General features: G+C 29.9%; 22 protein-coding genes. 4 read left to right on the top strand and 18 right to left on the bottom strand.

What is annotated here, in order from left to right; genetic code table 11:
• Positions 1-311 precede the first annotated feature (311 nt).
• Positions 312-1,697: a PTS mannitol transporter subunit IICB gene (locus ACK2WO_RS06575; protein ID WP_414697136.1), complete on the bottom strand. Its 1,386-nt coding sequence runs from the start codon at positions 1,695-1,697 to the stop codon at positions 312-314.
• Between the two features lie 326 nt (positions 1,698-2,023).
• Here ACK2WO_RS06575 and ACK2WO_RS06570 point away from each other — a divergent pair, with 326 nt between their 5' ends.
• Entirely contained in the window at positions 2,024-2,803 is a 780-nt protein-coding gene (locus ACK2WO_RS06570; RefSeq protein ID WP_414697135.1) for a GNAT family N-acetyltransferase, read from the top strand.
• Between the two features lie 368 nt (positions 2,804-3,171).
• Here the strand turns inward: ACK2WO_RS06570 and ACK2WO_RS06565 are convergent, their stop codons facing one another.
• From ACK2WO_RS06565 to ACK2WO_RS06515, 11 genes are all read right to left on the bottom strand, one after another.
• Positions 3,172-3,522: a hypothetical protein gene (locus tag ACK2WO_RS06565; RefSeq protein ID WP_414697134.1), complete on the bottom strand. Its 351-nt coding sequence runs from the start codon at positions 3,520-3,522 to the stop codon at positions 3,172-3,174.
• Positions 3,523-3,547: 25 nt separating this feature from the next.
• Positions 3,548-3,982 carry an N-acetyltransferase gene (locus ACK2WO_RS06560; RefSeq protein ID WP_414697133.1) on the bottom strand — a complete coding sequence of 145 codons (435 nt, stop codon included), beginning with the start codon at positions 3,980-3,982 and terminating at the stop codon, positions 3,548-3,550.
• Positions 3,983-4,221: 239 nt separating this feature from the next.
• A complete protein-coding gene (gene feoB, locus ACK2WO_RS06555) occupies positions 4,222-6,582 on the bottom strand; it encodes a ferrous iron transport protein B (RefSeq protein ID WP_414697132.1) in 2,361 nt (786 codons plus the stop codon).
• 188 nt (positions 6,583-6,770) lie between these two features.
• Positions 6,771-7,688: a DUF4097 family beta strand repeat-containing protein gene (locus ACK2WO_RS06550; RefSeq protein ID WP_414697131.1), complete on the bottom strand. Its 918-nt coding sequence runs from the start codon at positions 7,686-7,688 to the stop codon at positions 6,771-6,773.
• A gap of 368 nt (positions 7,689-8,056) precedes the next feature.
• Entirely contained in the window at positions 8,057-8,479 is a 423-nt protein-coding gene (locus tag ACK2WO_RS06545; RefSeq protein WP_414697130.1) for a flavodoxin, read from the bottom strand.
• A 58-nt stretch (positions 8,480-8,537) separates the two neighbouring features.
• The gene (locus ACK2WO_RS06540; protein WP_414697129.1) at positions 8,538-9,128 is read right to left on the bottom strand and encodes a DUF3793 family protein; all 591 of its coding nucleotides are present in this window, start codon (positions 9,126-9,128) and stop codon (positions 8,538-8,540) included.
• 339 nt (positions 9,129-9,467) lie between these two features.
• Positions 9,468-10,421: a GTP 3',8-cyclase MoaA gene (moaA, locus tag ACK2WO_RS06535; protein WP_414697128.1), complete on the bottom strand. Its 954-nt coding sequence runs from the start codon at positions 10,419-10,421 to the stop codon at positions 9,468-9,470.
• Positions 10,422-10,641: 220 nt separating this feature from the next.
• Positions 10,642-12,009 carry a GTP pyrophosphokinase gene (locus tag ACK2WO_RS06530; RefSeq protein ID WP_414697127.1) on the bottom strand — a complete coding sequence of 456 codons (1,368 nt, stop codon included), beginning with the start codon at positions 12,007-12,009 and terminating at the stop codon, positions 10,642-10,644.
• Between the two features lie 195 nt (positions 12,010-12,204).
• Entirely contained in the window at positions 12,205-13,131 is a 927-nt protein-coding gene (locus ACK2WO_RS06525; RefSeq protein ID WP_414697126.1) for a lysophospholipase, read from the bottom strand.
• Positions 13,132-13,162: 31 nt separating this feature from the next.
• Positions 13,163-14,110 (bottom strand): peptidylprolyl isomerase, encoded by a 948-nt coding sequence (locus tag ACK2WO_RS06520; RefSeq protein WP_414697125.1) that lies wholly within the window; start codon positions 14,108-14,110, stop codon positions 13,163-13,165.
• Between the two features lie 12 nt (positions 14,111-14,122).
• Positions 14,123-15,007: a polysaccharide deacetylase family protein gene (locus ACK2WO_RS06515; RefSeq protein WP_178411440.1), complete on the bottom strand. Its 885-nt coding sequence runs from the start codon at positions 15,005-15,007 to the stop codon at positions 14,123-14,125.
• Between the two features lie 208 nt (positions 15,008-15,215).
• Here ACK2WO_RS06515 and ACK2WO_RS06510 point away from each other — a divergent pair, with 208 nt between their 5' ends.
• Positions 15,216-15,401: a hypothetical protein gene (locus ACK2WO_RS06510; protein ID WP_178411439.1), complete on the top strand. Its 186-nt coding sequence runs from the start codon at positions 15,216-15,218 to the stop codon at positions 15,399-15,401.
• 453 nt (positions 15,402-15,854) lie between these two features.
• Entirely contained in the window at positions 15,855-17,975 is a 2,121-nt protein-coding gene (locus ACK2WO_RS06505) for a CocE/NonD family hydrolase (RefSeq protein WP_414697124.1), read from the top strand.
• Positions 17,976-18,232: 257 nt separating this feature from the next.
• Here the strand turns inward: ACK2WO_RS06505 and ACK2WO_RS06500 are convergent, their stop codons facing one another.
• The 5 genes from ACK2WO_RS06500 to ACK2WO_RS06480 form a co-directional block, all read right to left on the bottom strand.
• Positions 18,233-18,694 (bottom strand): MarR family winged helix-turn-helix transcriptional regulator, encoded by a 462-nt coding sequence (locus ACK2WO_RS06500; RefSeq protein ID WP_006440213.1) that lies wholly within the window; start codon positions 18,692-18,694, stop codon positions 18,233-18,235.
• A gap of 342 nt (positions 18,695-19,036) precedes the next feature.
• Entirely contained in the window at positions 19,037-21,316 is a 2,280-nt protein-coding gene (locus tag ACK2WO_RS06495; RefSeq protein WP_178411665.1) for a bifunctional dihydroorotate dehydrogenase B NAD binding subunit/NADPH-dependent glutamate synthase, read from the bottom strand.
• A 579-nt stretch (positions 21,317-21,895) separates the two neighbouring features.
• Positions 21,896-22,633, bottom strand: a complete 738-nt coding sequence (locus ACK2WO_RS06490; protein WP_414697123.1) for a hypothetical protein — start codon at positions 22,631-22,633, stop codon at positions 21,896-21,898.
• Between the two features lies 1 nt (position 22,634).
• Positions 22,635-23,507, bottom strand: coding sequence for an ATP-binding cassette domain-containing protein (locus ACK2WO_RS06485; RefSeq protein WP_414697122.1), 873 nt, complete (start codon positions 23,505-23,507; stop codon positions 22,635-22,637).
• Between the two features lie 162 nt (positions 23,508-23,669).
• The gene (locus ACK2WO_RS06480; protein WP_040410443.1) at positions 23,670-24,029 is read right to left on the bottom strand and encodes a GntR family transcriptional regulator; all 360 of its coding nucleotides are present in this window, start codon (positions 24,027-24,029) and stop codon (positions 23,670-23,672) included.
• Positions 24,030-24,313: 284 nt separating this feature from the next.
• Between ACK2WO_RS06480 and ACK2WO_RS06475 the strand changes: the two genes are divergently transcribed.
• On the top strand, positions 24,314-25,168 hold the full coding sequence (locus ACK2WO_RS06475; RefSeq protein WP_414697121.1) for a sulfurtransferase: 855 nt from the start codon (positions 24,314-24,316) through the stop codon (positions 25,166-25,168).
• A gap of 225 nt (positions 25,169-25,393) precedes the next feature.
• Here ACK2WO_RS06475 and ACK2WO_RS06470 read toward each other — a convergent pair whose 3' ends face one another.
• Positions 25,394-26,110 (bottom strand): hypothetical protein, encoded by a 717-nt coding sequence (locus tag ACK2WO_RS06470; protein ID WP_414697120.1) that lies wholly within the window; start codon positions 26,108-26,110, stop codon positions 25,394-25,396.
• Between the last annotated feature and the right edge of the window lie 16 nt (positions 26,111-26,126).

The following is a 26,126-nucleotide window of genomic DNA, read 5'->3' as shown; positions in this document are numbered from 1 at the left end:
AATTTCTTGTTGTAACAATTAACGGACATTTATAATTTAAAATCTCTAACAAATGGACTCTATAAAATAAGTTTAAAAGATATTTTTATTAATATAATAAATAATGGTTGTATGCAATATTTTGCAGAGATTATTCTTTAATGAATTTTAAAATAAATACCCATCTCAATTTGACAACCTACAGACGCCTCGTAACATTTAAATGTGTTAGTTTAATGGACGAGGCGTCGAAGCCTGGAGAGCGAGAGGGGTATTATTTTAAATTAGACGAAAAAAAGCTGCTGCAAAATATGCAACAGCCATTATTTTCTTTATTTACTTAACTGAGCCACTACTTCATCGTATTCTGGAGCACCTAAGAAGTTCTGTATAAGAACTAACTGTGCATTTGGATTACTATGAGCAGCTCTTTCTCCTAACTCATTATGAGTAACTACCATATCTGCATCTGCTGGTATTGAAGAAACTGGAGCATGAACAACTTCTATATCTTCTATTCCCGCTTCTTTTAATTTTTTACGAAGAACTGTTGCACCCATTGCACTTGATCCCATACCTGCATCACAAGCGAAAACTATTTTATGTACTTCTGAAGCTGATTTAACTTCTGATTTTTCTGCATTTACTGATATACCTTTACTTTCTGATTTCATATCACTTACTTTTTTCTGTGATTCTTCTAAATCTGCATCTTTACCTGCGAATTTTAATATTGGTAATGCAACTGCAAATGATACTATTGTAGCTGCTGCAACACCTGCTAATACTGGAAGGTATCCACCTTTTGGACACATTGCAAGTATAGCTATTATACTACCTGGAGATGCTGGAGCTGTTAATCCTGCACCTAACATACTATTTACGAATACACCTGTTGCTCCACCAGCTATTGCTGCTAATATTAAAACTGGATTCATTAATATATATGGGAAGTATATTTCATGTATACCACCTAAGAAGTGTATAACTACTGCACCTGGTGCTGAACTTTTTGCTGATCCTTTACCTGCTAAGCAGTATGCAAGAAGTATTCCAAGACCTGGTCCTGGGTTTGCTTCAAGTAGGAAGAATATTGATTTACCAACTTCTTCAACCTGCTGTATTCCCATTGGAGAGAATATACCATGATTTATTGCATTGTTTAAGAATAATACTTTTGCTGGTTCTATAAGTATACTTGCTAATGGAAGAAGTCCTCTCTGTACGAAGAAATTAACCCCTGCTTCCATTGCTGAGTTTAACATTTCAACAAGTGGAGTTACACCTAATAATGCAACTGCTGCTAATATTGCACCTAATATACCTAAAGAGAAGTTATTTACAAGCATTTCAAATCCTGCTTTAACTTTTCCTTCTATTGCCTGGTCAAATTTTTTCATTATCCAAGCTGATAAAGGTCCCATTATCATTGCACCCATAAACATTGGAATATCAGCACCTACTATAACACCCATAGTAGCTATTGCACCTATTACTCCACCTCTTTCACCGTGTACCATTTTACCACCAGTATATGCTATTAATAGTGGAAGTAAGAATGTAGACATTGGAGATACCAATGCTGCTAGTCTTTCATTTGGAGCCCATCCAGTTTCTATGAATAAGGCTGTTATAAGTCCCCATGCGATGAACGCTCCTATTACTGGCATTACCATTCCACTAAGGAAACGTCCCATTACTTGAATTTTTTCTTTCATAAAATCATACCACCCTTCGATTTCTCATTTTTTAGTATTTATTATTTCGATTTTATATGTAGTATGATTGGCCAATCACTTTTTCTTTTCTTGATTTTATTATAATTTGTTATGATAGCGTTTTCAATTCAAACTAATGACACATTTGGCATTATGCACTAGTGACATTTTATAACTTTTCTGTTTTTCCAATACTTTCGTCTTTTTTCATTTATTAAATATGACATCGTTTGTCATGATTTAAATGTTATAATTAATTGTAGTAATAATAAGTTTTAGATTATTTTTTTAATTTATTATATATTTTTTAATTTGGAGGAGTTTATATGGGCAAAACTTTTATAAATTTAACGATAAATAATATAGATAGTGAACATATTTGCTGTGCAATTTCAGATAAAAAACATCAAAATGGAGTATCTTGTAAAAAGGAATGGTTAAAAAATCAGTTTAACAGCTCTCATATTTTTAGGAAATTAAATGAGAGAGGTAAAGTTTTTATAGAGTATTGTGATATTGAAGATGCGTGGGTTCCTGTTTTAGGAGAAAATTTTGTATATATTCACTGTCTTTGGGTTGCTGGATCTTTTAAAGGCAATGGATCTGCAAATGAGCTTTTAAATTATTGTATAGAAGACGCTAAGAATAGAGGAAAATCTGGTATATGTGTTCTTAGCTCAAAGAAAAAGAAACCTTACTTATCTGACAAGAAATTTTTTGCTAAGTATGGATTTAAGGTTTTAGATTCTATAAACAAGGAGTATGAACTTTTAGGCTTAACTTTTGATAATACTGATATTCTTGATAAAAATACACCTCATTTTTCTGATTCTGCTAAAAAAATGAGTATAGATGATGATGTCTTAACTATATACTATTCTCATCAATGTCCGTTTGTTGTGAACTCTATTGAGGAAGTAGATAGTTATTGCTCTGAAAACAATATTGATGTAAATATTGTTTTAGTTGATTCACTTGAAAAAGCTAAAAATATTCCTTGTGTTTTTAATAACTGGGCTGTATTTTTAAACGGTAAGTTTGAATCGTTTAGCTTATTAAATAAAAATTCATTAAAAAAATTATTAGATAAAAAAGATAAAAAATAATTTTTAATATACAGTTTTGTAATAATTAATTTTTTATATTGAAAATGTAAAATTATTAATATTGAAGAGGTAAAATTATGAGTGATAGTAGACTTTTTAAAATTTTATATTATCTTCTAAAAAATGGAACAACACCTGTAAAAGATCTTGTAAGATATTATGTAGATTTAAAATAAATCAAAAGAATAGCTAAAATATTATAACAACTCTCCTTAGGCTTGTTTAAATCAAAATTTTATGGGGATAATAGCTAACTTGGTAGATTGAAGGGCATAGACAAAACGAACTCGACAATGCAACTTGATTGCCTGGAGAGGAGTTTGTCTATGGCTTCAATCCCCTAGAGATATTAACATATAAATTTTGATTTATCTTTTTTTATAAAACTTCTTAGGATAGTAATCCTTCTCTATCTTCATAACAAAATAGACCATAAGCCAAATTGTTTCAAAAATAGTCCCAATAATAGTAATAAATATCAAAAGCATATTCTTATAGAAAATACTCGGTATCAGAGGTATCCCTATCAAAATAAACACTACTCCATAAGTGATAAACAATCTTCCAACTGCCTTATTAAATCCTATAACATCTTCAACTTCTGGAACATCAAAATTTGCCCAGAATCCTACCTGTTTCTTAGATTTATAATCGTAAATTCCTATCCCTACAAACAACAATCCACAGATTACCCAAATAACAAAGCCCATTATTTCCATATCTATCACCCCTTATGTTTAAATATTATTTACTCCATATCATCTTTATTTCTACTTCATCAGTGTTTTCATCTATATTTTTCTCACCGATTTCAAATCCTTCTCTTTTATAAAAATTCATAGCTCTAGTATTTTTTTCGTAAACACTAAGCTCTAATGAATCTTTTTTATCTTTTACAAAATCAAGTAGTTTTTTTCCTATTCCCCTAGATTTATTATTTCCATCAACAAAAATTCCTGCTATGTAATTCTCCATAACACCTACAAATCCCTTGATTTCACTATCTTCCTCAAATACATATAGCTCTGCACTTGGCATCATTTCTTTCACCATACCAAAGTTGTCTCTCCAATATTTCTCATCTATAAAATCGTGAGCCTCTATATTTGTATTTAACCATATTTCCATTATTCTATCTAAATCTTTTGATTCAAATCTTCTTATATTTTCAGACTTCATTTTATTTTTCTCCCTTTTATCCTTTAAAAATTATTATTCACAAAATAGTAATATGCTAATTATTAATTTAATTATATCATCTAAAATATATATTAACTATGAAATATTCGTGTTTTAACTCTAAAAAAAGCCTACAGGTATGAATTATTCCTGTAGACCTTTAATTGTTTTATTGAAATTTATTTCCTTAAATTCTTAAAAATTACCTTTAGAAATTATTTTATAACACTTTTTTTAAATTAAATTATAAAATTCAATATTCCATAAGTTACAAATGATGCAATCCAAGCTAATAAGCACTGCCATAAAACAACACCTACAGCCCACTTTAGACCTAATTCTCTTTTTATAGATGCAACTGCTGCAACACATGGAGTGTATAATAGGCAGAATACTAATAGTGATCCAGCACCAGCAGTAGTTAAAGTTTTTAGCAATACATTTGTACTTCCGAAAAGAACTGTTAATGATGATACAACACTTTCCTTAGCTAGGAATCCAGATATTAGAGATGTAGTTATTCTCCAATCTCCAAATCCTACTGGTGTAAATATTGGAGCCATTATTCCTGCTATATGAGCAAGTATACTCTGCTGTGAGTCAGCTACCATATTGAAGTTGTAGTCAAAATTCTGTAAGAACCATATAACCATTGTAGCTAGGAATATTACTGTAAATGCTCTCTGTAGGAAATCTTTAGATTTATCCCATAGTAGGTGCACTATATTTTTAGCTGCAGGCAGTCTGTAATTTGGAAGCTCCATAACAAACGGAACTGCCTCACCTTTAAACATTGTCTTTTTCATAAGCAATGCCATAACTATTCCAAGTGCCATTCCAAGTACATAAAGACCTATCATTACAAGAGCTGCATTGTCTGGGAAGAATAGCTCTGTAAAGAATGCATATATAGGTAATTTCGCTGTACAACTCATAAATGGTGTTAATAGTATAGTTACTTTTCTATCTCTTTCTGAAGGCAATGTACGGCTCGCCATTACTCCAGGAACAGTACATCCAAATCCTATAAGCATTGGAACTATACTTCTTCCTGAAAGTCCCAATTTTCTAAGAAGCTTATCCATTATAAATGCAACCCTTGCCATATATCCACTATCTTCTAATATTGATAAGAAGAAGAATAGAGTTACTATTATCGGTAAGAAACTAAGCACCCCGCCTACACCATTGAATATACCTTCTATTATAAGTGAATGTAGTGTTTCATTTACATTTGAATTTATTAAAAATTGGTCTACTAGACCAGTTACATATACTATTCCACTTTCCAACAATCCCTGTAAAAAGCTTCCTATTACATTGAATGTTAGCCAGAATATGATTCCCATTATCCCTATAAAAATAGGTATTCCTGTATATTTACCTGTTAGAAGCTTATCCATTTCCTTACTTCTAACTCTTTCTTTACTTTCTTTTGGCTTTATTACAGTCGCATCACACACAGATAATATAAATTCAAATCTCATCTTTGCAATTGAAGCAGATGCATCTAAGCCTGTTTCCTCTTCAATCTGTTTTACTATATCTTTTAAAATTCTTTTTTCTGTATCTGAAAGCTCAAGCTCATTTAATATCATTTTATCGCCCTCGACAATTTTTGTCGCAGCGAATCTAACTGGTATATCTTTTTCTTCTGCATGATCCTCTATAAGGTGCATAACAGCGTGTAATCCTCTGTGTAACTCCCCTTTTGGAGTACAGAAGTCATGTCTTAGAGGTTGCTCTTGATATTTTGCAACATGAACTGCATGTCTAGTTAATTCGTCTATACCCTCATTTTTAGCTGCTGAAATAGGTACAACCGGTACTCCAAGCAATTCCTCTAAATCACTAACTAACACAGAACCATCATTTTTCTTTAATTCATCCATCATGTTAAGAGCTACAACCATTGGTATATCTAACTCTAATAACTGCATTGTTAAGTATAAATTTCTTTCTATATTTGTAGCATCTAATATATTTATTATTCCTTTAGGTTTATCATTTAATAAAAATTCTCTTGTTACTATTTCTTCGCTACTATAAGGAGACATTGAATATATTCCAGGTAAATCTGTTATTAGAGTATTGCTATACCCTCTTATAACACCATCTTTTCTATCAACTGTAACTCCTGGGAAGTTACCAACATGCTGATTTGAACCAGTTAACTGATTAAACAATGTAGTTTTACCACAGTTTTGATTCCCTACTAGAGCAAATGTAAGAACTTCCTCATCTGGAAGAGGGTTTTCTGTTTTTTTATCGTGGTATTTCCCTTCCTCTCCATATCCTGGATGGTCTTTTTCTATATTAAGAAATTTCTTTATCTTCATATCTTCTAAGTTTTCTTCTTTCTTAGCTCTGTTATGACGATTTTCTACAATTTCTATTTTTTCAGCATCTGCTAGTCTTATTGTCAGCTCATATCCGTGAATTTTTAACTCTATAGGGTCTCCCATTGGAGCGTATTTCACGACACTAACCTCTACTCCTGGAATTAATCCCATATCAAGAAAGTGTTGTCTTAGCTGTCCTTCTCCACCAACTGACACTATTTGGGCACTTTTCCCAATTGGTAAATCTTTTAATGTCATACTTTCTATTCCTTTCTAAATCTTTAACTTTTTTTGAGTCTCTACTGCTATAATATATACCTTTTGAGAATTTTTTTCAACAAAAAAATCACACCTATTACAGTGTGATTTTTAATCGGCAAGTGTGTATCCTTATTTTATTAGTCTTTTCTTCATGGTTTTAGTGCTTTTCTATTTTTTTATTTTTATTATTTTACAAGGTCTAAGCTTATATCTCCGTCCACTGTGTATATATCTAATGAATGTTTAGGGTCTTTAGCTTTCCATACATAAGAACTATTGCTAGAATATTCGTCTTCTGATGTACTTCCACCTAAATTCTGTTTAACAACACCTGCAGTAGTATCTGCATTTATACTCATCTTATCTAAATCTGCTTTTATAAATTTAGCATTTATATCCCCTGTTGATGATTCTAAAACAGTTTTTCCTTCAAATTTACTTTCTGTTGTAGTTATATTTCCATCTGATACTTCTACCCCAGAATCTTTTATTAAACATCTATTTAAATCTACATCTCCTGAAGATAATTTCACTCTTAATTCTTTAGAATGTAAGTCTTCAACTGTTATCTTACCTGAAAGTAGGTCTACTTTTGTTTTCTTTAATTCTGCTCCTTCTGGAACATATATTGTTATATTATTTTTAACTTCTTTTTTATCTTTTGATTCTTCTTTATTTGTGTCAGCGTCTTTTTTGTCTTTATCTGTTTTTTCTGTTTTATTGTCTTTCTTTTCGAAGTCCCCTTCTTTATTTGGATCGTCTCTTCTCTTGTCTTTTATAACTAATTTATCTCCGTTGTCGCCTTCTGTTTTATAAACAAGTGGATCCTTTCCATTTTCCCCTTCGAAATTGTAAGACATATAGAACTTATTGTCTTCTGATTTCTTTATGTTTATATTTGCATCTAGTACATCAGCTTTGATTTCTTTTAAATCATTTAAGGCTATGTGGTCATCAGAGTATTCTTTTAAATCCTCAGTTTTTTCTTCTTTTTTAACACTAGGTTCTTCTGAATGGTCTTTTCCGAATTTGTCTCTCATACCGTATCCTACAGCCCCTATAATACATATTGCACAAACTATTGCTACAGCTTTTTTATTCATAACTATCATCCCTTTTCAGTATAATTTTATGTTTGTTAGTTTAATACCCCTGTTTTAAAGCTATACAAGTTATTGTATTTCATATAGAAACTTTTCTTCACAAGCTGCCGACACATTGAATATAACGCTCGATATATCCAGAGTCAACAAGGTTTTACCTTTCCTCATTCAATTCTCAAATACAATACATACTAAATTCTAATAGCATAATATATATAGTATTTATACTTTTTTTAAATATTTAAAATAAATTTTCTATTTTCTATTTATTTTTAAAAGTATTATTTTTAATAAAAAGAAAAGCATCCTATTTTAAGAAAATAAATTCTTCTAGGATGCCTTTTGTAGATATATTTTATTTTTTATTTTTATAATACTTTTACTAGTTTATCTCCTAATTCTTTTAATTCTTTTTCTGCATCTGCTGTAGGAGCTTCATTGCTTATTACTGTTCCTAAAACTTCAGCTCCTGCATTTGTCATTCTTTCAGACCAAGTTTCCATCCATTCTCCTGAGCCCCATCCATAAGAGCCAAATAAAGCAACTTTTTTACCAGATAATCCACCTTCTAAAGATTCAACAAAAGGTTCCATTTCCCCTTCTTCTAATTCTTCATTACCCATAGATGGGCAACCTAATGCAAATACTGCATCTTCTAATAATGTATCTTTATCTATATCTGAAACGTTAAATAACGCTGCTTCATTACCTGCTTCTTTTATCCCCTCAGCTAGCATATTAGCCATACTTTCTGTATTTCCTGTTCCACTCCAATAAACAACTTTAACCATTTCTAGTTCCTCCTAAAAGTTAATAAATTTTTTACCTGCATCTAAATTATTCTTTAATCTATGCAGCTTTTGCGGCAAATTCCCTACATTCAGAACAAATCTGATATATTTGCTTGCCATTTTCAATTTGTTCTACAAAATATTTCTTTATATCTTTATATGTTTTAAATAACCGAATTTTTTCTTCGGCATTTTTGTAGACTTTCCAATAACCAGAGTATAGATAGTTCTTTCCATTATTTTCTATAAACCCTGAAACATCTTCCAAAGGATAACCAAGAACTATACCCATTTCATGAGGAAATTCAGCTCTTCCTTCCTTAAATTCAGTATATCTCATAGCTAATCTTTCAATAACTTCATCGATACTAAAAATCTCATATCCATACTGTTCTATAAACTCTCTGTTTTCAATATCTGAAAGAGTTTCTTCCAGTTTTTTTCGATTGAAAATAATTGATACAGATTCTTTTGTTCCAGTATATAATTTCATATATTCAGTTCCAGTATTTCTTAATTCTTCTGAAATACATCCTTCACAATGATTGTTATATATTAATAGATTTGAAGGTTTTATACCTGACAAAACTAAAGAACACTGTAACCCTATATTTCCTTTTATACTGCATCTTAGACATGATATATTCATTTTATTATTCTCCTCTCTGCATCAATTATTTATATCTTTTTCTTACTTTAAATTTTTATATTTGCTTCATTTATTGATATTGATTATCGTTATTGTTCTCTATGTTTATTATATTACTACACGAGTAAATATAAATCAAGCTTTTATTTGATAATTAATATCATTTATTTATCATTTTCTTTATTCTTTTATCAATAACTCTTGTATCTGTTGTTTTTACTAGCTTCTGCTTATCTTATAAATCCATTTTTTATTATAAATTTATTAGAATTACATAAAAAATTGCATAAAAAAGACACCTACCCTTTAGATAAGTGTCTATTACTTTTATAATTTAAATTATTTTGTTTTTAAATCATTTTTTACAAATTGTCTTTTTATTAAAGTGTTGTGTCTAGGTTTTGCCCATATAAATGATTTTATTGTCTCATTGAAAAGATATGGCTTGTTTAAATAAGGCTTTAAATCAATCTCATTTTTTGAATATGTACAAAGCCTCATCATACCATCCGCAGTTACATTTATTTTATCGCATTTATTACAAAAAGAGCATTTTAATGGTGTCATTACACCTATTCTACCTTTAGATCCCTTTACTTTATAATAACTTGCAATACTGCCTTTATCCTTATTTTCAATCATTCTTATACCAGGAAGAGATTCTATCGTCTCTTTTATGTCATAATGACCTCTATCGTATATCGCCTTTGCTTCTCCAAACGGCATAAGCTCTATAAATCTCACATCAACTGGTATCCTTCTAGATATTTGTATAAAGTCTATAAGCTCATTATCATTAAAATCATTTATAGCTACACAATTTATCTTTACCTTCATACCAAGATGTAAACACGAATCTATCCCTGTTAATACTTCATTTAGGTTTCCATTTCGTGTAACAGCTCTGTATTTATACTGCTTTAAAGAATCTATACTTACATTTACACTTGTAAGTCCTGCTTCTTTTAATACAATTGCATTTCTAGCTAAAGTTGTTCCATTTGTAGTCAGAGAAATATCCCTTATCCCACAGTCTTTTGCGCATTTTATAAATTCAGGCAAATTAGGATGAAGTGTGGGCTCTCCTCCACCTCCTACAAATTTTATCTTTCTTATACCATTTTCTGCAAATGCCTTTATTAAAAATTTAATGTCTTCTGGCTTTAGTTTATCGTTTATGTAATCAGGTCTGTATTTTGTATCTGATGATTTACAGTATACACATTGTAAATTGCATCTATCAGTTATAGCTATTCTAAGGTAATCTATTACTCTACCGTATCTATCCAACATACTTTTTTATCCTAAAATTGAATTGTCTATTTTCTGATACTCTTCAAAATATATGCAATTTTTATGGTACAATACAACAAATCTATTTATTTTCATTTTTACTCTCCTGATTACTTTATCGCTTTTTATTTATATTAATTTATATTATATTTTGTTATTATATTTATATTATTTTTAAATTTTATTTATTTTGTCACTTTTTTAATTATATCATATAATTCTATTCAAGAATATCTCTTAATTTTTCACTAAATAACGATTCAAATTCCCCTATACCATTTTCAAATTCCTCGCAGCTATCATAATTTTCACATATATAAATAACTGTATCATCTGTAGTGGCTGCTATTTTTTCAAGGTTCTGTTTATAAAGTATCTCTATTCCTGTAACCTCTTCAAAGAAATCGCCTATTACATCGTATATATCATCTATTATTTTGTTTCCTTCTTCTCTTCCAAATTTTTCTTTTAATTGACTTCTTGACTCACTTCCTAAAACAGTATCTCTTATATAGTAGATAAAGTTTTCAAAGTCTCCTGTATTACTACATGGCTCTATTTCAAATAATATTCTAAAGAATAAATTCCATGGGAACTCTGTATTAAGTCTTTTTCTAAACATTGCACCAAGTCTTTCACCAAATGCTCTTCTAAAAACAGGCTCTCTTTCAAATTCTATCTCAGAATTAAAATCTATATCCTTAGTCACTATCTGGCCAAACATACTAAATTCACTTAGCATATATTCTGGAATTTTTTCCTCAGATTCTACTTTATCCAGAGAATAGCTTATTATAGTTTCACAAGGCTTTTTAAAGTCAACTATAAACCCTATACTCTGTAACATCTTTTGTGAGAATATATCGTATACAAATTTTGCAAATAATTTTTCTATCTCACTTCTACTTATATCCCGGTTAAATACATGTGGTGTATGGAATGTTTTATAAAGACTAAGTAGCTGCTTATCTATCATTGTAAGATTTTGTTTTATAGTTTTCATCATATCTTTTATAAATCCATCCTGAAGAAGATATGTATTATTTTTGTATATTACCTTATGCTCGATTTCTCCCCAGAATACATTTACCATTGATTTTATTTGAAGCTCGAAGTTTATATTTCTATTTAATATTTTATATATACCATCTATTTTATAAATTTCAAACCCATTCTTTTGTCTGCTAGGCTGTTTTTCAGACATTTTAAGCTGTATATTCTTATTTGCTTTATTGTAGTAGTATATTTTATCGTCTGTCTTATTAAAATGTCTTCTAAGAGCTCTATAGACCTTATTTTCTTCTTCAATAAATCTACACTCTATTCTTATCCCTATCAAGTCTGGTAAAAAATCCATCATTTCTGATGCTTCATCAAATCTAACTAAGTATCTATTTCTTATTATTTTTTCTCTTAAGCTAGACTCAGATTTTACCCTAGAAGACATACTTATATATTCTTGCTCCTTTTCTTGCAGAACTTTTTCAAAATATGTTTCTATCTCATCGGCTATATCCACAAGCATAGGAGTCATCCCATCTAATATATCCACAGCTTTATCAATAAATTCAAATTCTTTTAGTCCCATTTTATATTCCTTTCAATACTTATCAATTTCTAATATTTTTATAAGTTTACTTTCTTGATTCTTTATTTTTCATATAATCTAATTATAATACTTTATAACATTTAAATCTATGTAAAAAAATATTGCACCCAAACTATTTTAGCTGGATGCAATATTTTCTATCAACAACTTTTAAAAAGTATTATATTTATTAATTTATTTTGTGCCAAGCCATTCTACAATATCCTGCATAACTTCATCTCTGTTAATTTCATTCAATATTTCATGTCTAGCATCTTTATAGAGTTTCATAGAAACATCTTTTAGTCCGTATTTTATATATCTGTCGTATAGGTTTTTTACACCTTTTCCATTTTTTCCAACTGGATCTTTTTCTCCAGATATTATTAAAACAGGAACATGATTAGTCAATTTTAATAAGTTTCTTTTATTTTCAATATACTTTAGACCTTTTATAAAATCTCTGTAGAATCCAGTCGTACATATAAAACCACACTTGTCGTCTGCTATATATTTGTCTACTTCTTTTTCATCTCTTGAAAGCCAATCAAAATCTGTTCTAGGATTTTTAAATTGTCTATTATTTCCACCAAAAATCAACTTATCCAAAAATTTACTTCTATGTCTATCCCCATGTACTAATTCTACACATGAGATAACAGGTGTTGCTAATTTCAAGACAGATCCAAAGTCTCCACAAGATCCAGAAAGAATTATTGCATTTACAGAATCTGCATAATCTATAAGATATTTCTGTGATGCAAATGAACCCATACTATGTCCGAAAAGATAAACAGGAATCCCTTGATTTTCACTTTTTATAATATCCGTAAGAATCTTCATATCTTTTACAAGTACATCAAATCCGTCATTTTCAGCAAGATAACCTAAGTCCTCAAGGCATTTTTCACTTTCACCATGACCTCTATGGTCATTTATATACACTATATATCCAGATTTTGTAAGCTTTTCCGCAAAACGTTCATATCTTCTTGCATTCTCAGCCATTCCATGAGAAATTTGGACAATTCCTTTTATCTTGTATTCGTCCTCATTTTCCCATCTAATAGCAGATATTTCTTTCCCATCTGCTCCTTCGAATCTGAACTCTCTACATTTCACTCTTATACACCTTCTTAACAGTCTAATCCTTTTATTTTACTTCAGCTTGTTCTACAAGTTCTTCTACATGTTTTACATACTTTTCATCAAGTATTTTCTGTTTTATTTCTTCTTTACATTTTTCTAGTGCTTTTATTTCAGATTTTATATCGTTTATCTTAACTATTTCGTATCCTTTGTTAGTATGTATTAACTTAGATACATCACCTTTTTTAAGTTTAAATACTTCTCTTGTGAATAGTGCATCTTTTGCATCTTTAGTGAAGAATCCTAATGCTCCACCTTTTTCACCAGTTTTTTTGTCATCTGAGTATTTTTTAGCAAGTTCTGCAAAATCTTCTCCTGATGCTGCTTTTGTCTGAACTTCTTCTGCTTTCTTTTTAATTTCTTCTTTTTTATCATCTGATACAGCATTTAAATTTCTATCTACTGTAGCAAATAATATATGTGATGCATCTACCATGTCTTCTTTAAATTCTTCTCTGTGTTTTTCATAGTAAGACCGTATTTCTGCATCTGATACAGTCTGTTTTTCATCGAAAGCATCTCTGTATGCGTTTATAACATTATCTTTTGCTATAAAGTTTTCTAAAGCTTCCTGTGTAACACCTTTATCTTCTAAATCTTTTTTAAATGTTGGGTTTTCTTCTAATGCAGCTTTTAACTCTGATGTTCTACTGTCATTATCTTCAGCTTTTACAGTTATTCCATCTGCTATTGCTTTCTGATAAACTACTTCACTATCTACAAGGAAAGTCGCTGCTATGCTTTCTAATTCTTTCTGTTCGTCCTTAGACATGTCTTCTGCACTTTTTCCTGTTTTATATTCGTTAACAGAAGATAATATAGCTTCTGCTACTCTTAAATCTTCTGATGTTATTTCTGTGTCATTTACTTTAGCCACAGTTCCCTTTGAACAAGCTGTCAGAGAAAGAACTGCCACCATACTTAAAGCTATTGCTAATTTCTTTTTAAACATATTTCTTCCTCCTTAGTTTAAACTTAGATTCTGTAACCAGAAGTTTCTAGGTTTTTCATTCTGTCCTACTGCTGCAAATTCGTATCCATTATCAGCATAATATTTTACTAATGCATCAAATGCTTCTATTGTCTGTGGTTTTTCATGCATTAATATTATTACATTATGTCCATTTCCATAAGTTTTTACTACGTTCATTATCCGTGCTGAATTTCCTCTCCAGTCATTAGTATCGACATTCCAGTCCCATATTTTGTATCCAGCTGCCACCATATTATCATATGAAGCTTTTGTAGTATAAGGTTTACTACCAAATGGTATTCTTATTACTTTTGATTTTTTACCAGTTATATCTGTATAAGTCTTAGAACACTGGTCAAATTCTTTTTTAGCCGCATCTGGAGCTTTATATAGCTGTTTTACATCGTGTGTAACACTGTGGAATCCAGCTGTACTTGTGCTATTTGCTACATTTTTAACCTGCTGTGGATATGCTTTCATATTTCCATCTATCATGAAGAATGTAGCTTTTGCATTATACTTTTCAAGTATTTTTAACATCTGATCAGTATATTTTGATGGTCCATCATCTATTGTTATATATACTGTCTTTCCTGATGTTTTTTCAGGTCCTTTTTCTGCTTCTTTTGAAGTATTTTCAACCATTTCTGTAATTGTTGTTGCAGTTAAATCCGCATTTCTTGGATTTGATTTGTCATAAGCTTTATTACCAGCAAGTACATTGAATAGTACCGCACAAACTGCAACTATTAAAACAACTGCTCCTATTATTATAATTCTCTGCTGTTGTTTCTTTTTTCTTCTTTTTGCTACTTTTGCAGCTGACTTCTTTTTATTCTGTGAAGTCGATTTTTTTGTTTCTTTATTATCAGTCATTTTAGTCCTCCTTTAAAAATATACCAATAAATATTACTCAATCACACAACTTATTATATTATACTACAAAATCATCTACATATGTATTAAACAAAAGATTTTTCACCAATTTGTAACTCTCTCAGTTGAAAATAGATAATTTAGTTATAGAAATTAACTTTTTTTTGTAGTATAATTAACTTACATTATAAATATAGGGGATGATTTTATGTATCAGTATGACGATTATATTAATTTAGAAAATTCGTTGGATTTACCTACCGAAATAAGAGGCAAGTGTGTCCGTGTTGTAAGTGTTTTAGAAAATCTCGAAGATATTGTAATTGTGCATAAATTCAAACTTTACGTTGTAAATGAAAAATATATTGTAGGAATAAATTCAGATTTAAAATAGATACACTCGGATTCATTTTATGCTACGTATTAATATGCATACAATAATAGACAAAATAAAATCATTTAAAATTAAATAGACTTTTTCAAAGTACCATTTTTTGATGGTACTTTTTTTATTTTTTCTTTACTTTTTATTCTCAATTAAAAATAATTTATTTATCAAAAATATTTTTCTAAAAAATTTTTTTGTCAATAAAATATATTATTCTTTATAAATAAATTCTTTTTCCTTTTTTCAGACAACCAAATTTCTTTAAATAAAGTATTCATTGCTATAGATTTATTTTAATAAAATGTTTAGCATTATAGACATATCTTTATAATGTTGACTATTTTTTATATAATACCTATACTATCTTTGTAAACGTTTTTATAATTTTCCATAAATTAATAATTTTAGAAACGTTTCAACATTTTAAATAGGGATTTTTATTATTAAGGAGGAAAAGTTATGACTAACTACAGTAAAGTTCCAGTATTTGAAAACGGAATGGCTCATCCTGTATTTCCTTTCACAGACGGGAAAACAGGAGAAAATTACGATCCAACTACTTCAGAAATAGTGAGATACTGTGTGTACGTTGAATCAGATTACGATATGGATGGAGACGGAAAAAGAGACCTTATAAAAACTTTTATACAGGTCCCAAGAAGTGCTGTTGAAGGAAACTACAAAGCAGCATCTTTATTTGAAGCTAGTCCATACTGTACAGGTATAAACACAGACGCATACGACCATATGAAAGAAGTTGCTGAAAAAGAATATAGAAAATTTGACTTTGAAGATCTTAAAAAAGAAGTTCCTGCACGTATACCTACAGGCTCTATAAGTGCTATGGATCTTGCTCTAAAATCAAATGCATCTGATTGGTACTATGAAGATAAGGGAAGTAAAGGCAAGATGGGATATTCTAACCTTGAAAACTTCAACTACTACCTTGTTCGCGGTTTTGCTGTAATAACAAGTGGTGGATTTGGATCTCTTGGTTCTGATGGATTCAACTTTGTTGGTTCAGAATTTGAAAGAGATGCTTTCAAATCTATCATTGAATGGCTTCATGGAGACCGTGTTGCTTATGCAGATAGAGAAGGTACAATAGAAACAAAAGCCGATTGGACAAATGGAAATGTAGCAATGACAGGAATATCTTATACAGGAACTATGCCTTTTGCTGTTGCAACAACAGGTGTTGAAGGGCTTAAAACAATAGTTCCAGTTGCTGGTATAGCTGACTGGTATAGCCAGCAGAATATGCAGGGTTCTCAGCGTTATTGGCCACAGGAAGCATTAAATAGTTTCCTTGCTTATTATTGCTCAAGTAGATATCATGATGAAACTTTATCTGAAAAAGAATTAGATGATATAGCTGCATTCCACCACGAGCTTAGCCTTCAGCAGTTAAGTTGTGGTTCTGACTATAACGAAGAATTCTGGGGTGCTGGAAACTATCGCCTAAATTACGATAAAATAAAATGTAGTGCATTAATAGTTCAAGGTTTAAGAGACGAAAATGTCTTTACAAAACATTTTGAAATGATGTACAAAGCATATAAAAAATCTGGCCAGACTGTAAAAACAATACTTCATCAGGGACCACATATAACTCCTACTCTACCAAGTAGAAAATATGGAATACTTATAGACGGAAACTTTTATGATGATATAGTAAATAAATGGATAACTCACTATCTATATGATATAGATAATTCTGTTGAAGAAATGCCAGAAGTTTTGGCTCAGACAAACTACGACCAGAACAAATGGGAAACTTGCGATTCTTGGGAAACTGCATTCTCTATGAAACTAGAAAGTACTGAATCAGGTGTATCTGTAATAGATTCTGACTGGGAAAAAGCAGATATATGTGCTAAAAACTTTGACGAATCTATGAGTTCAAAATCTTCAAATATGAATAAACGTTTTGTAACAGCTCCTCTTGATAAAGAATTTACTCTACAGGGAACTGTTCACTTAAATCTAAAAGCTGCATTAAAAGATGGAGACATAGAAAATGACTTCAATCCAGAAAATGTAAACAATGCAGACTCTTTAACTATGAAACTTGGAAATTCTAAAGTTACTGGAAGAATGGACGATGTTAAGTTAGTTGCTATGTTATACGATATATGCGATGAAAAATTCGATTCTATCCAGGCTGTAGATCCAGAAAGAAATGTAATACCTGTTGTAACTGTTAAAGAAGGTGGAGTAATAAATGGTGGAGATTTACCAGCATTTAATCTTTGCGAATATGAAACTTCAAATAAAAACTACTGTATAGTAGGTCGTGCATATGCTGACCTTTGCAATCCAGAAGCTGGGTATGAACCAGAAACTGCGGTAAATAGTATAGAACTTAAAAAAGGTGAATACCATGAGTACAATATATATATAACTCCAAATAGATATACTTTCAAACCTGGTCATAGACTTGCACTTGTTATAACAACAGAAGACCCTGTAAACTGCTTAATACACAAAACTTATTCAGTTGAAATAGACAATGCTTCTGTAAATGCAACACTTCCTGTAACAGAAGAAATAAACAACATAAAAGTAACTATAGAATAAGACATAATAAAAAACCAGTACATAATGTACTGGTTTTTTTGTAATATACAAGTTCTATCAATCTATTTTCTATTCAAATAATAAAACAATATTACCCTACTCAGTTATCTTCCAGTTAGTCACCTTCGATTCTCTGACCTAAGTAATCCTATTCTTTTTCTGCTTAAATTTACTTTATTCAGTTTTCCAAAACATAAAACCTAGTTCTACACCTTGAGTCAATTTTTTAATATTTATATTTCTTTAATAAAAGTAAACTATTTTCTTTTTTTCTTATATATTCTCTTTTTATAGTTTTCAGTTATTGTTGTTAATACTTTTTCATATACTTCTTTTTCTTCTTCACTTACACCTTCGTATATGATTTCGTATATTTTGTCCATTATTTCATAGTATTCATTTTTGTATTTGCATCCTTCTTCTGTTGGATAGAATAATACATTCTGAATATCTGTTCCCTGAGCTACTCTATATATAAGCCCTTGTTCTTCCATATTTGAAAGCATTATTGAAACTGTTGATTTTGCAAGATCTGTTTCCTGGCATATTCCACTGAAAACGATTCCTTCTTCTTTATTCTTCCATAATACTTCAAGAACTCTGAATTTAGATATAGATATATTTTTTATTCCTTTTTCTCTTAAAAAAGCATTAAATAATCTCTCCTGAGAGAAGTGGATTCCTGCTGAATATCTTATAACATCTTCTTTTTTTAACATAGTTCTCTCCTTCCTTATCGAAAAACTTTTAATCAATTTAAGTCAGTTATAGTCAAAGTGATGTAACCATATATCCCTAAATTTAGCTTACCTTAAAATTAAAAAAAAGTAAAGATTTTGTAACAATTTTTGTATTTATTTTTTTAAATTTTTAACCAATTAACAATATTTATTATTTGATGATTTTATTACAATTATCTCCTTTTCTATTATAGTTCTTTTGTAGCAAAAGTTAAAGCTCTCTAAATAAAATTTTCAAAAAAATACAGTGGCCAAATGTCTAGCCACTGTATTTTTTATGATATTAAATTTTTATCAATTTCATATGTATATACTAAATAATTATTTTGAATGTTTTTCTTTTAAATATTTATCTATAGAAGCTGCTGCTGTTTTTCCAGCACCCATAGCAGATATTACTGTCGCAGCACCTGTTACAGCATCTCCTCCTGCATATACACCTTCTTTAGAAGTCTGTTCGTCTTCATTAACTACTATACATTTCTTTCTATTTACATCTAGTCCTTTAGTTGTTGAAGATATTAATGGATTTGGTCTTGTTCCAAGCGCCATTATAACTGTATCTGCTTCCATTTCAAACTCAGAACCTGGTATTTCTATAGGTCTTCTTCTTCCTGATTCATCAGGTTCACCTAGTTCCATCTTAACGCATATCATACCTCTTATAGAACCATCTTCATTTACTAATATTTCTTTTGGATTAGTTAATGTATGGAAGATTATTCCTTCTTCTTTAGCATGATGTACTTCTTCTGCTCTTGCTGGAAGTTCTTTATCACTTCTTCTATATACTATAGAAGCTTCTGAGCCTAATCTAAGTGCAGTTCTAGCCGCATCCATTGCAACGTTTCCTCCACCAACTATAGCAGCTTTCTTTCCTATATTTATAGGAGTGTCATAAGAATCGTCATAAGCTTTCATTAAGTTTACTCTTGTTAAGTATTCATTTGCAGAAAGAACACCATTTGCATTTTCTCCTGGTATTCCCATAAATGTTGGAAGTCCTGCTCCTGAACCTATGAATATAGCTTCAAATCCTTCATTTTCTATTAATTCATCTACTGTTATAGTTCTACCTATAACAACGTTAGTTTCTATTTTAACACCTAATTTTTTGATATTGTTTATTTCTGACTGAACAACTTTCTGTTTTGGAAGTCTGAATTCTGGTATTCCATAAGTTAAAACTCCACCAGCTTCATGGAATGCTTCAAATATTGTAACATCGTATCCTTTTTTAGCTAAGTCTCCAGCACAAGCAAGACCTGAAGGTCCACTACCTACTACTGCAACTTTTATTCCGTTTGATTCTTCTTCTACACCAAAGCTAACTCCATTTTCTCTAGACCAGTCACCAACAAATCTTTCTAGTTTACCTATTGCTAATGGGTCATTTTTTATACCAACTATACACTGACCTTCACACTGGCTTTCCTGTGGACATACACGACCACAAACAGATGGAAGTGAGCTTGATATAGATATTACTTTTGCAGCACCTTCTATATCTCCGTCTTTAACTTTAGATATAAATGCTGGTATGTTTATTTTTACTGGACATCCCTTAACACATCTAGGATTCTTACAGTTTAGACATCTCTCAGCTTCTCTCATTGCTTCTTCTTTATTATATCCTAAACAAACTTCTTCAAAGTTTTTAGCTCTTTCTTTTGGATCCTGTTCTCTTACTGGAACTCTTATTGATTTTTTCTTATCTTCCTGACATCCACATCCACCATGGCTGTGAGTATCTCCTTCTTCTATTTTTAATATAGCTCTACCTTCAGGAGTTTTGAACATTGTCTGTCTTCTCATAGCTTCATCGAAATCTACAAGATGTCCGTCAAATTCTGGTCCATCACAGCAAGCAAATTTAACTTCATCACCAACAGTAACACGACATGCACCACACATACCTGTACCATCAACCATTATAGTATTTAAACTTACTGTAGTTGGTATATTAAGTTCTTTAGTAAGCATACACATAAATTTCATCATTATCATTGGACCGATAACTATTGCTCTAGTGTATTTTTTACCTTTATTATCTATTAAATCTTTTAAACAATCTGTAACTCTTCCGTTAAATCCATAAGAGCCATCGTCAGTAGACACATAAACATCTCTAGCTATTTTTTTCATTTCATCTTCTAATATTATAAGGTCTTTAGATCTAGCACCTATGATAACATCACAGTCTATACCATGTTCTTTTAACCATTTAACCTGTGGATAAACTGGAGCAGCTCCTACACCACCGGCTACGAATATGATATTTTCTTTTTTAAGTTCTTCTATATCTTCATAAATAAATTCACTTGGATTTCCTAGAGGACCAACAAAGTCATTGACGAAATCGTTTTCCTCAATCTCAGCAAGTTTTATTGTTGATGCACCAACAGTCTGCAGTACTATTTTAACTGTACCTTTTTCTTTATCATAGTCAGCTATTGTTAGAGGAACACGTTCACCCTTTTCATCTATTTTGATGATTATAAACTGACCAGGGTTAGCTGCCTTGGCAACTCTAGGAGCTTCAATTTCCATTGCAAAAATTTTGTCTGTTAAGCGTTCTTTTTTTACTATTCTAAAACTCATATCACATTCTCCTATCTTTATTAAAAGAGTAAAATTTATACTTTTTCATAAAATTTCTAAAATTTCATGAATTATAAATCTTCTAATTCTTATTTTTAATTATACTATATTTTTGTTCATAATGATAGTAATTATATCTTAACAATCTTTTAAATATTTATTTTTTTATATGTATTTATGCGTTTTTTTAACAATCTATTGTCCATACTTTTTTGATATTTTCACTTTTAAATTTTATAAAACAGTTGGAATTTAGGCATTTTTACCCTACAATTCATCTATTTATTTTGTTAATTTTTTATTTTTATTTCCATTTTATTATTATATTTTTTTATCATTATTGCTATTTATTATAAGAAACTTTTTTGATAATTTATTATAAAAAAATATTTTTCTGAATATTTTTAAATTTATAAATATGCTAAAACCTTGTAATAGCCTAATTTCAATATATTTTTAACATTCTGTATTGTATTCTGTACTTGTTAGCACAAAAAATAAAAAACGGTTTAAAGCTTTGATAATTTTAAAACTTCAAACCGTTTCATAAGTTTACAAAATGTATTATAATCTTAAAAATTATTCATCTATTCTAAGAAAATTCTTTTTAGAGTATTCTTTTATAGGTGCTTTTCTCATAATTAACCAGTAAATAGTATACATCAATAGAGTAAATATAACTGTTAATATAACTTCATAATTTTCTAAAGCAATTTCAATATAGTATAATATTTTATACCCCAGTGCCTGTATAAAACTACTTGGACTTACACCAAATAGTACTATTATTGATGCTAATACAGTAATTCCTATTATCATTTTTAGTCCACCAAATCTATAGAATAATGCTCCTAAAACAAGTCCTACAGAAGACTGAATTATTATCAATCCTAAATACTCCATAATATCCAATCTTTTATATACTAAAGGTATTGGGCTTATTGCTTGCATTAAGTTTTCAGCTCCTATTAGAAGTATTGAGAATATTATCATACTGATAATTGTAAATTCTATTAAAGATATTGTTGATGCAATTATTATAGATTTTCTATCTGCCCTCATATTCATCATTGTACTAAATTCTACAGTAGAAAGTAGTATTCCATATACCATGGCTACACCAGACATACTACCATACATAGAGCTAAATGACATTCCACCAGCTTTTGTAGCTGCTCCACCCTGAACTGAATCTAAGTATATATAACTCATAACAAATCCAATTCCTAGTATTAATAACATTACAGTTGTTACTACTAAAAAATATGTCTTCATATTTATTTTTAAGTAATTTAAGTAAGGTTTTAATGCTGTCATCTTAATTCACCTCTTTCGTAATTGTTACGAATGCATCTTCAAATTCTGCCTTCCCAACTTCTATACTCTTTTCTTTTATTGTTTCTAAATCATCACCTGAGATATTTCCATAGTAGAAAATTGTCTTTGTAGATCCAAACTGTTTAAATTCCTTTGAATCTCCGTAGAATGATAATTTCTTTAAATCTTCTTCTTTACCAGATAATAAGTTTGATTTACTTTTGAAATTATCCACATCTTCATATGCACCAATTTTATTTTTGTCTATTATTATCAACTTTTCTATTATTCTTTCTATTTCTCCAACTTGATGAGTTATTATTATGTATGTCCCCATATCTTCTGAGTATTTTTCCATTAACTCTTCATAGAATATTTTTCTGTTGGCTACATCTAGTCCTGTAGTAGGTTCGTCAAATATTGTTATTTCTGCATTTGATGCAAGAGCTGCTGTAACTGTTACAGCCGATTTTTGTCCTCTTGAAAGCTTTCCGTATGCTTTTTTAGTATTTATGCCAAATCTTTTAACTAGTCTTTCTTCAGTTTCTTTGTCGTAATTTTCAAAGAAATAGCTATATGTTTTGAATATATCTTTGACCTTAGTATCTGCAGAAAAAACATCGGCTTCTTTTACATGGCATATTCTTTTTAACTGCTCTGGATTCCCTGATATTTTTTCTCCATCCAATGTAACCTCTCCATTATCTGCAAATAGTTTATCTGTTATTATATTGCAAATAGTTGTTTTTCCTGTGCCATTTCTACCAAGTATTCCATATATATGTCCAGGCTCTATTTCTAAATTTATGTTATCTAGTACTACTTGTTTGCCGAATTTCTTGCTCAATCCCTGTATTTTAAGAGTTGCACTCATAATGATTCCTCCTTTTCATTTATATTGTTTACAATTTTTCTTTATTTACACTCTCTTATTTATGTTTTTTATTTTCTACTCTTTTATTTATATTTATTGTATATACCTCATTATTTTCTGTATCTAATTTTTTCTAAATATTGTTCTTTTCTATTCTACATATTATTCTTTTCTAATTATGTCTATTAATTCTTCTCTGCTTATTCCTAATTTTTTAGCTTCTTCCATAAAAGATACTAGCGATTCATTTATAAACTTTTCTTTTCTAGCTTTTTTTATTATTTCTTTTGCTCCTTCTGCCACGAACATTCCCCTACCTCTTTTTTTGTATAGTATTTCTTGATCTACCAATATATTCATTCCCTTTAATACTGTAGCTGGATTTATCTCATACGTCTTTGAAATCTCGGTTGTAGAGGGTACTTGTTCATTTTCTCCTATTCCGTCTATGAGTATTTCATCCTCTATCGCCCTAGCTATCTGTATAAATATAGGTTCTTCTCCGTTTAAAACAAATTTCATAGGAGCCTCCTTTCTCAAATAATTATTTTTATTTGATTGAATTCAATTCTTTGTTTATTAGTTAGTTAGTTAAGTAACTAACTCCTTAACTAGAATATATACTATATTCCTATCTGTGTCAATAAATTTAAAAAAATTATTTTTTGTTTTTATATATATTTACTAGTTATCCCTTTTGTACTAATATTAAAGTATAAGGTGAATTTTTTAACACCTATATAATATGTTTATTCTATGATATTTAAATTAATATTTATTGTAGATATAATACGGAGGCGATTTTTTTGAAAAATTTAATATCAGCAACTGATTTAATAAAAAAATTAGAAAATAATGAGGATATGGTTCTTATCGACTGTAGATTTAATCTACTTGATAGAGAATACGGCGCTAGAGCTTACAAAGAAGGTCATATTAAAGGAGCTTATATATTAGATGTGGATAAAGATTTATCCGCTCCAATAACTGAACATGGTGGGTTCAACCCACTTGCAGACCCAAAAGAACTTGCTGCTAAATTAGAAAAAATGGGAATAGATAACAATACATACATCGTTACTTATGATGAAGGTGATTTAAATGGGCCTTCAAAACTTATGTATCAGCTTATGTATATGGGAATTAAAAACGTAGATGTTTTAGATGGAGGTATTCCATCATTTTTACATGCAGGAGGAAAATTAGAATCTGAAATACCTGAGGCTAATCATACAGATAAGAAAATAACTTTAGATTTAGATGAAAATATGATAGTAGATATGGAATATGTTAAGGCGAGATTATACGATCCTAATACTATAATAATAGATTCTCGTTCAAATGAGAGATACCAAGGAATAGTTGAACCTGCTTATTCTAAAGCTGGACATATTCCAAGTGCTAAGAACTATTTCTTCAATGATATTTTAAACGATAATTTTGAAAATGGTTCATATAAAGATTGTGAATTTTTAAAGGAACATTTTAAAGATTTAATCGGTACTGATAAGGAGATAATTTTATCTTGTGGTTCTGGCATAGCTGCTTGTGTCAACAGTTTAGCACTAAGACAGTTTGATGTACCACATAAAATATATCCGGGAAGTTTTTCTGACTGGATTACTTATGAAGGAAATGAAATAAAAACAGGAAACGAATAAAATAACTTTACAATTAAAAAGGACAAGAGTTATATTGCTATTTGCTCCAGGCTTCAGCGCCCCATCCTATTTTTTAACACATTTATAGGTATGGGGCGCTTGCAGTATTGTCGCTTTATAGCAATTATAACTCTTGTCCATATTTTTTATTTTGATATAAGTTATTTTTCTCGTTTCCTGTTATTTTATTTCATTTACTTCATTGCATTGAGATAGAAAATTTATTTATATCTTCCACATTTCTCCGTTTGGCATTCTAAAAATACTTCCCTTCTCTACTCTCTTAATCTCTCCACTTTCATAATCTCTAACAACTATAAAATCTTCATATTCTGGATTTTCATCCCAACTAGCAAAATACATATCATCTCCATTTCTAAAATCAAACCCTTCTCTAGCTTCAATATTATATTTTTTCTTTTCAGGATAAATAATTTCAAAATATCCCTCATTTCCACATCGTGTAATCATAACTGGAGCAATTTTAAGCATTAAATTATAACAATCCTCTACCTCTGATAAACTAATTTCAGTTTCAACATGCTTTATATCTTCAATACTTATGTTACAAGATTTATCTTCATCATTTTCATTATAATCTTTAAAATTTTCCCTTAGCAGCTCTTCACTGTCTATATAAATTAATCTCATAATTTTTTTATCAAAATCAACTTCTAGGAAATAAATCTTCCCATCTAAAAAAACTGGCTTTTCTACATAAATATTCTCTCTAACCTCAAAAGGCCTAAATACTTTTCCATCTGGATAATGAATCAGAACACAACTCATCCCAACAAAAGTATATCCATCATTCACAATCTCCTCGGCCTCATATAAATCACAAAATGACTTACTTGAAACATGAGAATAATACCACTCAGAAGTACCCTCAATATTTTCAAAATATCCATTTTCCAAACCTTTAATCTCTCTAATAACCATAACCTACCTCCATAAA

It is taken from the genome of Peptacetobacter sp. AB845, assembly GCF_047528295.1.
In the GTDB taxonomy this organism is placed as follows: Bacteria; Bacillota; Clostridia; order Peptostreptococcales; family Peptostreptococcaceae; genus Peptacetobacter.
This window is presented reverse-complemented; position numbering and strand designations above follow the sequence as displayed.

What these genes read in the sequence shown, in the direction of transcription:
- ACK2WO_RS06575 (WP_414697136.1), bottom strand. Translation starts at nt 1,697, where the DNA reads ATGAAAGAAAAAATTCAAGTAATGGGACGTTTCCTTAGTGGAATGGTA.
- ACK2WO_RS06570 (WP_414697135.1), top strand. Translation starts at nt 2,024, where the DNA reads ATGGGCAAAACTTTTATAAATTTAACGATAAATAATATAGATAGTGAA.
- ACK2WO_RS06565 (WP_414697134.1), bottom strand. Translation starts at nt 3,522, where the DNA reads ATGGAAATAATGGGCTTTGTTATTTGGGTAATCTGTGGATTGTTGTTT.
- ACK2WO_RS06560 (WP_414697133.1), bottom strand. Translation starts at nt 3,982, where the DNA reads ATGAAGTCTGAAAATATAAGAAGATTTGAATCAAAAGATTTAGATAGA.
- feoB (WP_414697132.1), bottom strand. Translation starts at nt 6,582, where the DNA reads ATGACATTAAAAGATTTACCAATTGGGAAAAGTGCCCAAATAGTGTCA.
- ACK2WO_RS06550 (WP_414697131.1), bottom strand. Translation starts at nt 7,688, where the DNA reads ATGAATAAAAAAGCTGTAGCAATAGTTTGTGCAATATGTATTATAGGG.
- ACK2WO_RS06545 (WP_414697130.1), bottom strand. Translation starts at nt 8,479, where the DNA reads ATGGTTAAAGTTGTTTATTGGAGTGGAACAGGAAATACAGAAAGTATG.
- ACK2WO_RS06540 (WP_414697129.1), bottom strand. Translation starts at nt 9,128, where the DNA reads ATGAATATATCATGTCTAAGATGCAGTATAAAAGGAAATATAGGGTTA.
- moaA (WP_414697128.1), bottom strand. Translation starts at nt 10,421, where the DNA reads ATGTTGGATAGATACGGTAGAGTAATAGATTACCTTAGAATAGCTATA.
- ACK2WO_RS06530 (WP_414697127.1), bottom strand. Translation starts at nt 12,009, where the DNA reads ATGGGACTAAAAGAATTTGAATTTATTGATAAAGCTGTGGATATATTA.
- ACK2WO_RS06520 (WP_414697125.1), bottom strand. Translation starts at nt 14,110, where the DNA reads ATGTTTAAAAAGAAATTAGCAATAGCTTTAAGTATGGTGGCAGTTCTT.
- ACK2WO_RS06515 (WP_178411440.1), bottom strand. Translation starts at nt 15,007, where the DNA reads ATGACTGATAATAAAGAAACAAAAAAATCGACTTCACAGAATAAAAAG.
- ACK2WO_RS06510 (WP_178411439.1), top strand. Translation starts at nt 15,216, where the DNA reads ATGTATCAGTATGACGATTATATTAATTTAGAAAATTCGTTGGATTTA.
- ACK2WO_RS06505 (WP_414697124.1), top strand. Translation starts at nt 15,855, where the DNA reads ATGACTAACTACAGTAAAGTTCCAGTATTTGAAAACGGAATGGCTCAT.
- ACK2WO_RS06500 (WP_006440213.1), bottom strand. Translation starts at nt 18,694, where the DNA reads ATGTTAAAAAAAGAAGATGTTATAAGATATTCAGCAGGAATCCACTTC.
- ACK2WO_RS06495 (WP_178411665.1), bottom strand. Translation starts at nt 21,316, where the DNA reads ATGAGTTTTAGAATAGTAAAAAAAGAACGCTTAACAGACAAAATTTTT.
- ACK2WO_RS06490 (WP_414697123.1), bottom strand. Translation starts at nt 22,633, where the DNA reads ATGACAGCATTAAAACCTTACTTAAATTACTTAAAAATAAATATGAAG.
- ACK2WO_RS06485 (WP_414697122.1), bottom strand. Translation starts at nt 23,507, where the DNA reads ATGAGTGCAACTCTTAAAATACAGGGATTGAGCAAGAAATTCGGCAAA.
- ACK2WO_RS06480 (WP_040410443.1), bottom strand. Translation starts at nt 24,029, where the DNA reads ATGAAATTTGTTTTAAACGGAGAAGAACCTATATTTATACAGATAGCT.
- ACK2WO_RS06470 (WP_414697120.1), bottom strand. Translation starts at nt 26,110, where the DNA reads ATGGTTATTAGAGAGATTAAAGGTTTGGAAAATGGATATTTTGAAAAT.